Raw genomic sequence first — 13,475 nt, 5'->3', positions numbered from 1 at the left:
CGCTATGAAGATTTCAGAAAAAGAGAATTATATTTTAATAGAACCTTTAGAAGCTCCGGTTGTAGATTTTGTTTCGTTACTTACACAAAGACACGCCGAGTTTGAAAATAATAATGTGGCAGTAAACTTGCTTGCTTATCACCAAATCAAAAAAGAAGAAGTGATGGGATTTTTAGAAATTGCCACTACGCACCAAATGAACAATAAATCTTTTGTTTTAATAAGTAATGCAGTTACCATAGATGAACTACCTGAAGAAATTGTAGTAGTGCCCTCTTTACGGGAAGCTGAAGATCTTATTCAAATGGACGAAATTCAACGGGATTTAGGGGTTTAATTTTTACTGAATGAAGCTCAATATTCTTGGCTGTTACGCTGCTACTCCCCGTAGTTTCACTAATCCCACTTCCCAGGTGTTGGAAATTAAGAACGAATTGTTTTTAATTGATTGTGGCGAAGGGACGCAGGTACAACTAAGACGTAATAAAATTAAATTTTCCAGGATAAAACACGTCTTTATTTCCCATCTTCATGGGGATCATTGTTACGGGCTGGTTGGGCTTATTTCTACCTTTAGATTGTTGAACCGGGAAACCGAATTACACGTTTACGGGCCAAAAGGAATAAAAGAAATTATAACATTACAACTAAAACTTTCTAATTCCTGGACTAATTATCCGCTTTACTTCCATGAATTGAATAGCAAGGAACCCCAGCTTATTTATGAAAATGAAAAGCTGAGCGTAGAAACTATTCCCTTAATTCATAGAATTTATACCAACGGTTTTCTATTTAAAGAAAAACCCGGGGACCGGAAATTGCTTATCAATAAAGCGGTTGAATATAATATTGATGTTTCCCTCTATAAAAGTTTAAAGAAAGGAAAGGATGTAACTTCTGAATCTGGCGAATTGGTTCCCAATCATTTAGTAACCGCGCCACCTGAACCTACAAAAAGTTACGCCTATTGTAGTGATACCGCCTTTAATCAGAAAATGATTCCGCAGATAAGCGGTGCGACGGTTTTATACCACGAATCTACTTTTCTTGAGGATAAAGCAGAACTGGCTTTTCCCACCAAGCATAGCACGGCCAAAGAAGCTGCACAAATTGCTAAAGAAGCAGGGGTGCAAAAACTAATTCTTGGCCATTATTCTACCCGATATTCTAATATCAATTTATTTAGAGAAGAAGCTGCAGGTATTTTTCCTGAAGTTGAACTTGCCGATGATGGGAAGGTTTTTGTCTTTGAATAACACTTTTCCTTACATTTTCCTACATTTTAAATTTTCTGAATTCCTAATAAGTTCATTTTTAGTAGGATAAAACTTGCTATTTATGTTAAAATTCAGATAAAATCGATGAACTGCATTTTAACATATGTTTTTAGTCGATAAAAAGTGTACTTTTAACTTCCCAGTCTAACTTACTGAACTATGAGAAAAAGTACCTTTAGGTTTGCAATACTTGTTTTGCTCTCTATATCAACGATTTCCTGCGCAAAGGAAAGCATCGAAGATGAAGTGAATTCCTACAATCATACCGCAGAAGAAATTGTTAATTTTAATTATTCTGAAATTGAAAGTAGTATTCTTGAATTAGTGAATGCACATCGTAAAAGCCTGGAACTTGAACCTCTTAAACCAATAGCGGAAGTTTCTTTAGAAGCCGAATCTCATAATTATTACATGCTTGAAGTTGGAAAGGTAAGTCACGATAATTTTGGTGCACGTTACGAAAATCTGGTGGAGGCTGTTGGAGCAAAATCTGTAAGTGAAAATGTTGGATTTGGCTACCGTACTGCAGAAGCAGTGGTAAATGCCTGGTTAAATAGTGATGGCCACAAGAAGAATATTGAAGGAAACCATTCTCACTTTGGAGTATCTGTGGTAGATGATGCAGAAGGCCGCAATTATTTCACCAATATCTTTATAAGAAAGTAATATTTGTTTTTCATAGATTGATTAAGGAAAAAAGGTTCAGCGTTTTGCTGAACCTTTTTTAATTTAATTTTCTTCAAAAAAATTAATCCATCTTAACCACGCTAAACATAGAGCGGCGATTAAGCTGATGTTGCTCACTGGAACAGCGATCACAGTTTATGGCTGGTTTACGTTCTCCAAAGGCCTGTTTTTGAAGTCTCTCTCCACTTACACCTTCTGCAATTAAATAATCACGAGTGGCTTTGGCCCGTCTTTCGGCTAGAGCATCGTTATAGATATCACTTCCACGTTTATCGGTATGGGAACCAATTTCTATCACCAAATCTGGATATTCTTCTTTCATTAATTTTACCAGTTTATCCAGTTCTTTTGCGGCATCTGCTCTAATATTACTTTTGTCAAAATCGAAATAAATATTATTTATTTCCGCAAGATATTCCACATCGGCAACCGGTGGGAGTGCGATATTATAGATTAATTCTTCCGAATCTTCCATATTGCGCGTATCTAGAGTGTCACTAAAATTTTGATATTCAATTTGCTTTGCTTCCAACGGAATATCTACATTTCTATTTACCGTGGTTTGGTAATTTCCATCTTCATTAGATTCCAAAAATGCAATTTCTTCATTATTTTTATTAAAAAGTCTTATGGTAGCCCGGGGAATAGGGTTTCCATTTACAGCATCGGTAACTTTTCCTTTTAATACCAGGGGAAGCAATTGATTAAAGCTATAAATATTATCTGAACCCTCCCGATTAGAAGCTATAAACCCCGCATTCACGCCGTTTTCTTCAAAATAACTAAAATCATCTAAATTACTGTTGATGGTTTCTCCGAGGTTTTGAACTTCAAGATTTTCAGCCTCTAAATCTGTCTTAAAAATATCGGCTAAACCGTAACTGCCGTGACCGGTAGAAGAGAAGTAGAGTACATTTTCTTCATCTATAAAGGGAAAAGTTTCATCTTCAGGTGTATTAATTTCACTTCCTAAATTTTCCGGGACTCCAAAAGTATTATTTCCCTTTTTGGAAACCTTATAAAGATCGGTGCCGCCCTGGCCACCTGGCATATTAGAAGCAAAATAAAGTGTTTTTCCGTCTTGGGAAACCGTTGGGTGTCCCACAGAATAATTATCACTATTAAACGGTAATTCCTGAATATTTACCCAGCTATTTCCCGATTTTTGAGCGGAATAGATCTTTAAATGGTTAGTAGCTTCTTTATCTCTTTTTCCTTCCTTATTATTGAAATAATTATTTCGGGTAAAATATAAAGTTTCCCCATTTGGGCTAAAACTTATTGGGCCGTCGTGCAATTTGGTATTAATTTCTCCTGAAATAGGAGAGACCTCACTATTAGAATTTAATTTATAAATATCTAAGAAAGGCTCCTCGTTCCAGGAATATTCTTTTTCTGAATTCTTTGAATTTCGAGCTGAAATAAGATATGTTTCATCCTTATATTTTACAGCGCCAAAATCACTAAATTCTGAATTAAAATCACTTTTCTGAAGTTTATAGGTGGTTTGTATTGCAGAGTTTGTCCTGTTCAGTATTTTATTCGCTTCAGCTGAAGCTTCGCCGCGACTTTCAAGATATTTCTGCAGCCATTCCCGGGACTCTTTATATCTTTTCGCTCCGCGCAAGGCCTGAGCGTATTCGTAATAATATTCCGCAGAAATATTTGTAGAATCTTCTAAAACATCTTCATAATAAAAAACAGCGTTTTCTGGACTTCTTAATTTCATATAAGTGTCGGCGAGTTTTAACCTGTTTTCCTTGAGATTATATTCGTTTGCTATAAGTTCTTTGTAAACATCCACGGCTTCTGTATAAGCAAAATTGCTATATAGCTTATCGGCTTTTTTTTGTTTACCATATTGTGCCTGCAGGTTTATGCTAAACACTAAGAATAATAGAATTAAATAGTATTGTTTTTTCATAATCGGCGGCATTTATATTAAAAGAATCGAGGAGATTTGTACCTGGTTTTTTGAAATCTGAATTCGTAAATAAGTAGGATTTCGTGTGAACCCGAGGTGTAGGGTCTTATGTCTGAAATTGAATATTCGTAAGCATAACCTGCTCTAAAACCATCAAAAAGTTCTACATCCAGGAAAGCTCCCAAAGCATCATCTATTCGCCAGTTGGCACCCAGGTAAAATTTCTCATTAAAAATCATTGTTCCCGAAAAATCTACAGAAAGCGGTGCACCGCTAGTCATTTTTAATAAAGATGTGGGTCTAAATTTTAGATTTTCGTTTAGATCAAAAACATAACCCCCGGTTAAATAATAATGAATCTGCTCCATAGCCAGGAATTCATTATACTCGTGATTATTGTTATTGATCAATTTTGGTGCAGAAGCTCCTATATACCAGTTTTGAGCTGAGAGATAGAATCCTATCCCAAAATTTGGTGTCCATTTATTAAACTGGTCTTCAAAGAAGGGATCGTTTAAAACCTGCTGGTCATTAAATAGTTCTTCATCTAAATTATAGTAGCTCATCCCGGCTTTTAAACCCATTGCCAAAGAGATATTATTGTTAAAATCTAAACGATAAGCGAAATCACCATAAGCATAAGTATAATTCTCGTATCCGGTTTTATCATTAATTACCGAGAGTCCAAGACCAACTTTATCGTTTGTAAGTGGAGAATGCACCGATAGCGTTTGTGTATTTGGCGCCCCGCTTACTCCAGCCCATTGATTTCGGTTTAAAGCAGTTATAGAAAAGCCATCCCGGCTCCCGGCATATGCGGGATTTATAGAAATGGTATTGTACATATATTGGGTGAATTGCGGTAATTGCTGGGCTAAAGCCGAAACCGAAAACATAAGACAAAATATGAGTAGATATATATTTTTCATGTTCTTTCTTTTTTATTTTGTTCCTAAATAGATGTAACCTTGAATAGGGGCAAATCCGCTATTTCTAATTTCCAGGATATAGAAGTATGTTCCTGAAGGCAACTGATTTGAACTGGTTATGGAATTTGTTGAATATCCATCCCAATCGTTTTGATAGTTAACAGCTTCGTAAACTTTACTTCCCCAACGGTTAAAGATTTTTACATCGTAAGTGAAGCCGCATTCGCTGGCAAAATCTATACTGAAATAATCATTATGGTTATCGTTATTAGGTGTTACCGCTTTAGAAATACTGGATTGAATATCTTCCAGGCTACAAGGTAGAACCACACAATCATCATTGATAGATACTGTAACTTCTGTAGTAGAATTACAAGTACCATTGTTTAACTGATAATTAAAAGTATAGGTACCAACCTGAAGCAAAGCAGGATCAATAGTGCCCTGATTTAGGGCCCCGGTATTTTCTGGATCTACCCAGGTTCCGGAAGTGTCGTAGTCTCCCTGCAGTAGTTCAAATAAATCGAAAGTGATATCTTCAGTACAAAGGCTTATCGTGCTGGTTTGAATTTCGCTTGCTACAGGATCTTCTAAAGTTACCACCGTAGCTTCTGAAACTTGATCAAATTCATCCCTGGCCGTTACTGAATAAGTTCCCGGCTCAAGCGCTGTAAATTCATCTACTGCATAATAATTTTCTTCGTCAATGCTATAGGTAAGTCCGTCTTCAATATTAATCAGGATTACCCCAGTTGGGGTAACACAGTCTGGCTGAATTACTTCAACTTGTGGAGCATCTGGTGCTGGAGGAGTTTCTTCCAAATCTTCTTCTACAATAACTGTGAACGAGCAACTGGCAGAATTTCCCGCAGCATCGGTAACTTTATAAGTAACCGTTGTTAGGCCTACAGGAAATTCTTCCCCCGGAGCAAAACCTTCTATTAGTTCAATATTGGTTCCTGAACAATTATCTGAAGCGATAATGGCTTCATAATTTACCACTACGCTGCCAGTTCCGAATTCAACGTTTAAGGTAATATCTTCCGGACAGGAGATTGTGGGAGATTCATTATCTATCACGGTCACTGTAAAGCTGGAATTAGCTGAATTTCCATTAATATCGGTAGCGGTATAGGTGACTGTAGTTTGGCCTATAGGAAATTCAGACCCTGGAGCCAAACCTTTAGTAAGTGCTATACTTTCTATGCCACAATCATCGCTTGCCGACGGAATATCGTATTCCACAATCGCACCACATAAATCGGGATCGGTATTTACCGTGATATCATTTTTTTCTTCAATAACCGGGGCTTCATCATCAATTACCGTTACATTAAAGCTACAGCTGGTTGTATTTCCTGCTGAATCAGAAGCAGTAAAAGTTATAGTTGTAGTGCCCACCGGAAATACCTCTCCTGAAGACAGGCCAGCGGTTTGTTCTACAGTAACATCCCCGGAATTATCAAAACCTTCAGGAGTTTCAAATTCCACTACCGCAGCACATAGACCGGCATCAATATCTTTTGAAATATCTAACGGACATTCTAAAGAAGGATCTTCTGTATCTTCAATAGTTATATCAAAGCTACATTTACTGGTATTTCCTGAACTATCTGTTGCCGTAAAAGTTACTGTGGTTGTTCCAATAGGAAATTGAGAACCAGAAATAGGTCCGCCGGTTTGTTCTACAATCACTTCACAATTATCGATTGCTAAAGGATTGTCAAAATTCACTGTAGCAAAATCAACATTGGTTTCTGTACTAAATATCATGTTATCAGGACATTCAATTGAAGGTGCCTGATCATCGATTACTGTTACGATCTGAATTACCGGCTCAGCTTCATTTCCATTTTCATCGGTTGCTGTCCAGGTAATAGTTGTTGTTCCCACCGGATATTCAGCCTCAAGATCCTGATTATCATCCCGGGTTCCGATTACATTTCCTACTGAACAGTTATCAGTAGCTTCCGGAGCATTGATGGTTATCATCGCGCCACAAGTATCTGGATCGGTAGTGGTATTTATAGTTTCCACTTCAGCAATTATCGGAGCCTGGTTATCTTCAACATTTACAATTTGTATAACTGGCACAGCTTCGTTTCCATTTACGTCAGTTGCTGTCCAGGTAATCGTAGTTGTTCCCATCGGATATTCAGCATCAAGATCCTGATTATCATCCCGGGTTCCAATTACATTACCAACAGAGCAATTATCAGTAGCTTCCGGAGCATTGATGGTTATCATCGCGCCACAATTGTCTACATCGGTAGTGATATTTATAGTTTCCACTTCAGCAATTACCGGAGCTTCGTTATCTTCAACATTTACAGTTTGTATAACCAGCTCAGCTTCATTTCCATTTTCATCGGTTGCTGTCCAGGTAATTGTAGTTGTTCCCACCGGATATTCAGCATTAAGATCCTGATTATCATCCCGGGTTCCAATTACATTTCCTACGGAACAGTTATCAGTAGCTTCTGGAGCGTTGATAGTTATCATCGCGCCACAAGTATTTGCATCGGTAGTGGTATTTATAGTTTCCACTTCAGCAATTACCGGAGCCTGGTTATCAATTACAATAATGGTTTGAGTACAGGTAGTTATATTTCCAGACTTATCGCTTACCGTCCAGGTTACGATTGTTTCTCCAGGTTCAAATACTTCCGGAGCATCGTTGGTTATACTTAATTCTGAATCACAATTATCTTCGGCAACAAGATCGCCAAGTTCAAGATTAGAAGCAGAACACATTCCCTCGTCTGCAGATACGCTTGTTAAATTAGTAGGGCATGAGATGATTACTGGTGCCTCTTCGTCTAGATCTGCTTCAACAATTATTTCTACAGTAGATTCGCAATCATTATTCTGTGCTACGAGGTAATAGGTTCCGGATGCCAAATTTGAAATAATCCCATTTTCGTGAGAATATTCATTTTCCTCGCTATCCTTTAAAATATAAGATAAACCTTCAGTAAACTCAAACTCTATGATACCATTACTTTCGCCACAAGTTGTATTTGTAACCGCGCTAATGATTGGAGCTTCCAGACTTCCTTCGTTTTCTTCAATGATAATTGCTTTAGAAGTTGCTTCGCAATCTCCATTGCTGGCTTTTACCAAATAGGTTCCAGCAGCTAGATTAATGAATTCACCATTTTCAATAGTATTACTTAGTGCGTTTTGATTTTCATCTAAAAGTGTATAAGTGATTTCCTGAACAGTTGTTACCGAAATTATTCCGGTGGTATCTTCACAAGTTGGTTGTTGAGAAACAATGGCTTCCGGTTGTGCCGGACTTCCTTGGTTTTCTTCGATTACTAATTCTTCAGAAATCGTTTCACAATCTCCATTGCTGGCTTTTACCAAATAGGTTCCAGCAGATAAATCACTGAATTCTCCATTTTCGATGGTATTGTTTACAGCGTTTTGATTCTCATCAAGTAGGCTATATGTGATTCCCTGAACAGTGGTTACTGATATTGTTCCGGTAGTATTTTCGCAAGTCGGTTGTTGAGAAACAATGGCTTCCGGTTGCGCCGGATTTCCTTTGTTTTCTTCAATGATAATTGCTTTAGAAGTTGCATCACAGTCTCCATTACTAGCCTGAACGAAATAAGTTCCTGCAGCTAGATCACTGAATTCCCCGTTTTCGATAGAATTACTTAGTGCGTTTTGATTTTCATCAAGCAGGCTATATGTGATTCCCTGAACAGTAATTACTGAAATCGTTCCTGTATTATCTTCGCAAGTCGGTTCCTGAGAAACAATGGCTTCTGGTTGTGCCGGACTTCCTTCGTTTTCTTCAATAATAATTGCTTCGGAAATTGCTTCGCAGTCTCCATTGCTAGACTGAACGAAATAAGTTCCTGCGGTTAGGTCACTGAAATCTCCGTATTCAATTACATTGTTTAGAGCGTTTTCATTTTCATCTAAAAGTGTATAAGCAATTCCGTCATCAGTAGTTACCGAAATTGTTCCCGTAGTGTCTTCGCAAGTCGGCTGCTGAGAAACAATTGCTTCCGGTTGCGCCGGATTTCCTTTGTTTTCTTCAATTACCAAAGCTTCCGAAATCGCTTCGCAATCTCCATTGCTTGCTTTTACAAAATATGTTCCTTCGGTTAAATCACTGAATTCCCCGTTTTCGATAGAATTACTTAGTGAGTTTTGATTTGCATCTAAAAGTGTATAAGTAGTTCCGTCAACAGCAGTTACCGAAATCGCTCCTGTAATATCTTCGCAATTCGGTTGTTGGGAAACAATGGCTTCAGGTTGTACTGGACTTCCTTCGTTTTCTTCAATCACAATTGCTTCGGAAATTGCTTCGCAATCTCCATTACTGGCTTGTACAAAATAAGATCCAGCGCCTATATCACTGAATTTTCCGTTTTCAATAGTATTACTTAGTGAGTTTTGATTTTCATCTAAAAGTGTATAAGTAGTTCCATCATCAGTAGTTACCAAAATAGTTCCGGTAGTATCTTCGCAAGTCGGTTGCTGAGAAACAATGGCTTCTGGTTGCGTCGGATTTTCTTCATTTTCTTCAATTAAAATTGCTTCAGAAATCGCTTCGCAATCTCCATTGCTGGCTTTTACAAAATAGGTTCCAGCAACTAGATCATTGAAATCTCCATCTTCAAAAGAATTGTTTAAAGCGTTTTCATTTTCATCAAGAAGTGTATAAGTAATTCCGTTATCAGTAGTTACTGAAATCGTTCCTGTAATATCTTCGCAAGTCGGTTGTTGTAAAACAATAGCTTCTGGTGGTGCCGGACTCCCTTCGTTTTCTTCAATCAAAACTGCTTCAGAAGTTGCTTCGCAATCTCCATTGCTGGCCTGGATAAAATAAGTTCCTGCTAAAAGATCACTGAAATCTCTATTTTCTATTGAGTTGCTTAATTCATTTTGATTTGCATCAAGCAGAGTATAAGAAATTCCGTCAACAGTAGTTACTGAAATTGTTCCGGTAGCATCTCCACAATTTGGTTGCTGAGAAACGACTGCTTCTGGTTGTGCCGGACTTCCTTCATTTTCTTCGATCACAATTGCTTCAGAAGTTGCTTCGCAATCTCCATTGCTGGCCTGGATAAAATAAGTTCCTGCTAAAAGATCACTGAAATCTCCATTTTCTATTGAGTTGCTTAATTCATTTTGATTTGTATCAAGCAGGGTATAAGAAATTCCCTCATTAGTAGTTACAGAAATTATTCCAGTGGTGTCTTCGCAAGTAGGTTGCTGAGAAACAATCGCTTCTGGTTGCACCGGACTTCCTTCGTTTTCTTCAATCACAATTGCTTCAGAAGTTGCTTCACAGTCTCCATTACTGGCTTGTACAAAATAAGATCCAGCATTTAGATTACTGAATTCTCCATTTTCAATAGTATTGGTTAGAGCGTTTTGATTTTCATCAAGCAGGTTATAAGAAATTCCCTGAACAGAAGTTACCGAAATTGTTCCGGTAGTATCGTCACAAGTTGGTTGCTGAGAAACAACGGCTTCAGGTTGTGCCGGATTTCCTTTGTTTTCTTCAATTACCAAAGCTTCAGAAATCGCTTCGCAATCTCCATTGCTTGCCTGTACAAAATAAGTTCCTGCGGCTAGATCACTGAAATCTCCGTTTTCAATTGCATTACTTAGTGAGTTTTCATTTTCATCAAGAAGTGTATAAGTAATTCCGTCATCAGTAGTTACCGCAATTGTTCCGGTGATATCTTCGCAAGTCGGTTGCTGAGAAACAATGGCTTCTGGTTGCGCCGGACTCCCTTCATTTTCTTCGATGATTATATTCTTAGAGGGCTGGGAGATACACTCATCTTCATTTTGAGCATATATCACGTAAGTTCCAGGAGAAAGCTCTTCAAAAATGTTTGACTCCTGAAAAATTTCGCCATCCAGACTGTACATATATCCCTCAGTAGCATTTACCGTAATCTTTCCCGTTTCAAGATTACAGGTGGGTTGAGTTACTACTATGGTTTCAGGAGTTTCTGCTATGGCTGGTGCAGGTAGAACTTCAAAACTATTGGTTGTAAAAACACATTCATTTAAAGCAACTGATATGATATAAACCCCTGGAGATAGTGAACTAGTAGCATTATTTAACTCAAGATTGCCTGTAGTTGAATTCAGTTCATATATATAATCTGTATTAAAATTGGTGATTGTCAATACTCCATTTTCATTCTCACAGGTGGGATCTTTTTTAGTAAAAACAGGCTCCAGTTGTGTTTTAATATTTTCTAACGTAAGTGATTGTTGAACATCTATATTTCCACATTCATAAGTAATTCTGAAGATTCGCTGATAAACCGCAGGAGATTGTTGTTGTAAAATATCTTTATAGCTTATACTTTCAATCTCTTCAGTAAAAGAAATGCTTCCACCTAAATCTGTAAAAACTTGCTGAGAAATAGTTGTAAATTCATTTGACAAGCCGGGAATAGAATCGTCTGTAAAATCGTTATCACAGGTTTGAATTGTTTGATTTTGTGGTGCGGTAATTTCTGGTTCTCCTATTACAGAAATCTTAATGGGAGCTCTGTTGGGGCTTATACAGCTTGCCGATTCTCCTTCAGCAACGTAATAGATGAATTCACCAGACTGAGAAGTAGATGGAATAATTTGAATTTCGGGTGAAGTATCTTCTTCGCTGGTATAATAATATAAATTGAAATCGGGATTACTGGGTTCAGCTGTTAATGGATCTGCTTCATCGTTAAGACAATAAGTGATTGATTCAGTTTCAGGTACCGAAGCTATAGTTGTAATTTCTATAGTAAAAGGTATTGCGCAATTCTCGGTTCCCGGGATTACCGCATAATATTCACCCGAATTATTTGGAATGGGATTATTGGTAGTATACTCGGTACTATTATTTGTTACCGGAGATTCGTTAAAGAATCTTGTTCCGTTAGGAAACCCTGAATTAATTTCAGAAATACCTATTGGATCTTCTCTATTACAATACACAAATTTTCTGGCTTCATCTGAATTTTGGCAATTTTCCGCTCGAAAATTGGTAGCGTCTATGGTTACTTCAAAAGTAGTAGTAATAGGTTCACCCTGGCAGGTTCCTTCGGTTTCATATCCCTGAATAAGGTCTTTATTTTGAAAAGTAGTACCTGTTATAGCTCCGCGACCACTAATATTTCCGTTAAATCTTATAAGATCAAAACCCGGGCAAATATTGGAAAGAATTGTACAATTCTTAGTTACCCCAAATTTTATAGTGAGATCGGCTAAAACATCATTGGTACTGTTGGCCAGCGGTAATTCATCTATTTCCCAAACTATAGATCCGGTTGCACCTAAAGTGGGATCAAAATATACTTCATTATTTTGCGGACTGGGAGAGAAATAAAAGTTGGTTGAAAGACCATTAGGAAGATAATCGGCGTTATATGGAACCGGAATTACCACTTTTACGTCTTCTACATTCTCGGTCCCTTTATTTTTTAATTCTACCTTATAGCTTAATTCGTCACCCGGTACTGCATTATATGGAGGATTACCCGCTATATTTCCATTTATTGCGCTTAAAGAGGAGATACCTTCAATTTCAGGGATGTAAGCGTCTACAGACATGGCAATTGAAAAAATGGAGTAGGTGTCCTGGGTAGAACCATACCTAAAGGTGGTACTGGTTTGGTTATTGTCTATAACTGAATTCCCGGCATTTGGAATATTGAACATGCTAATGTCTATTCCGGTATTATTAGTATAATTTGGTGTTCTTGAAGAACCTTTATTTTGAATAGAAGAATTGAAGAAATTATTAGTAGTGTTTTGATCGTGAGAAAGACTTAACCAGGCATTATTACTATTCTTTTTTATCTGAAAATAATCTCCTGAAATCCCTACATCACCTTCGCCGGCCATTATTCCCATTTTCATATTTACGGGGCCAGATTGCGCGGTATTAAATCCCGAAACAGGAAGTTCATAATTTGCCACAACATTCCCTTCAACGTGAGCGTAACCATCAAAAACGGTAACATCCCTCCAATCCATTTGCGAATTTTCATAGATCACAATCATTCCCCAACCGCCGTAAAAACCGGTAGTACCACCGTTACCTTCAGTTAGTTCCATATCGGCAACCCAATATTCCCCGGTACCATTATTTTTCACTAAATCGGTTACTTCTGCATAAGCAGCATACATATCTGATGGTCCCGGGAAAAGAATATTATTCACGTTTGCGCTAATAGTTTGATAAGCGGAGTTATTTGGACCTTTTACTTTGATGTTTCTTTTAGCATTGGTCTTTCCAGAATTATTGGTACGCCCAGACCAATAAAGTCCGGCATAAATTATATTGGAGCACTCAGGATTTGCTCCATTTTCGTTTGAAAATTCAAGAACAGCTGCAGAAGAGTTTTTGGTTGAAGAAACGTTGTCTTCATCTACAAATTGCATTAAATTGTTACTGTTATTTGTATTTTTCCCATAGGATAAAAGGCTAAGATTGGTGTTGCCAATCATAGTGAAGTCTCCCTTAATATTATAGATCTTTTTTGAAGTAGAATATTGGGAAGTTCGTTGCTTAAATTCCTTATATACCTGTGCGTTAACAGCCGTATTGAAAAATAACACGGTAAATGTTATCAACACGAATCTTATAGCGGTAAACTGATTTCTAAAGTAGTTTTTTTTCAT

Annotated in this window: 6 protein-coding genes; 3 read left to right on the top strand and 3 right to left on the bottom strand. The window is 37.4% G+C overall.

The features are described from left to right. The first annotated feature begins 4 nt into the window (after nucleotides 1-4). From J0871_RS13880 to J0871_RS13870, 3 genes are all read left to right on the top strand, one after another. Complete coding sequence (locus J0871_RS13880) at nucleotides 5-337, top strand: ribonuclease Z (RefSeq protein WP_208225889.1); 333 nt, start codon at nucleotides 5-7, stop codon at nucleotides 335-337. Nucleotides 338-347: 10 nt separating this feature from the next. Then, nucleotides 348-1,256, top strand: coding sequence for a ribonuclease Z (locus J0871_RS13875; protein ID WP_208225888.1), 909 nt, complete (start codon nucleotides 348-350; stop codon nucleotides 1,254-1,256). Between the two features lie 180 nt (nucleotides 1,257-1,436). Continuing rightward, nucleotides 1,437-1,943: a CAP domain-containing protein gene (locus J0871_RS13870; protein ID WP_208225887.1), complete on the top strand. Its 507-nt coding sequence runs from the start codon at nucleotides 1,437-1,439 to the stop codon at nucleotides 1,941-1,943. 82 nt (nucleotides 1,944-2,025) lie between these two features. Here J0871_RS13870 and J0871_RS13865 read toward each other — a convergent pair whose 3' ends face one another. Genes J0871_RS13865 through J0871_RS13855 form a run of 3 tightly spaced genes read right to left on the bottom strand, consistent with a single transcriptional unit; the run spans nucleotide 2,026 to nucleotide 13,475 of the window. Continuing rightward, complete coding sequence (locus J0871_RS13865; RefSeq protein WP_208225886.1) at nucleotides 2,026-3,888, bottom strand: OmpA family protein; 1,863 nt, start codon at nucleotides 3,886-3,888, stop codon at nucleotides 2,026-2,028. A gap of 17 nt (nucleotides 3,889-3,905) precedes the next feature. Continuing rightward, nucleotides 3,906-4,817 (bottom strand): type IX secretion system membrane protein PorP/SprF, encoded by a 912-nt coding sequence (locus tag J0871_RS13860; protein WP_075327178.1) that lies wholly within the window; start codon nucleotides 4,815-4,817, stop codon nucleotides 3,906-3,908. 12 nt (nucleotides 4,818-4,829) lie between these two features. Further along, nucleotides 4,830-13,475: an HYR domain-containing protein gene (locus J0871_RS13855; protein WP_208225885.1), complete on the bottom strand. Its 8,646-nt coding sequence runs from the start codon at nucleotides 13,473-13,475 to the stop codon at nucleotides 4,830-4,832.

It is taken from the genome of Salegentibacter sp. BDJ18, from assembly GCF_017579965.1.
Taxonomy (GTDB): domain Bacteria; phylum Bacteroidota; class Bacteroidia; order Flavobacteriales; family Flavobacteriaceae; genus Salegentibacter.
Note: the sequence above shows the minus strand (reverse complement) of the source record. Positions and strands in the feature narration are given on the sequence as shown.

Excerpts from the sequence above, each read along its gene's own strand:
- J0871_RS13880 (WP_208225889.1), top strand. The coding sequence starts at position 5 with ATGAAGATTTCAGAAAAAGAGAATTATATTTTAATAGAACCTTTAGAA.
- J0871_RS13875 (WP_208225888.1), top strand. The coding sequence starts at position 348 with ATGAAGCTCAATATTCTTGGCTGTTACGCTGCTACTCCCCGTAGTTTC.
- J0871_RS13870 (WP_208225887.1), top strand. The coding sequence starts at position 1,437 with ATGAGAAAAAGTACCTTTAGGTTTGCAATACTTGTTTTGCTCTCTATA.
- J0871_RS13865 (WP_208225886.1), bottom strand. The coding sequence starts at position 3,888 with ATGAAAAAACAATACTATTTAATTCTATTATTCTTAGTGTTTAGCATA.
- J0871_RS13860 (WP_075327178.1), bottom strand. The coding sequence starts at position 4,817 with ATGAAAAATATATATCTACTCATATTTTGTCTTATGTTTTCGGTTTCG.
- J0871_RS13855 (WP_208225885.1), bottom strand. The coding sequence starts at position 13,475 with ATGAAAAAAAACTACTTTAGAAATCAGTTTACCGCTATAAGATTCGTG.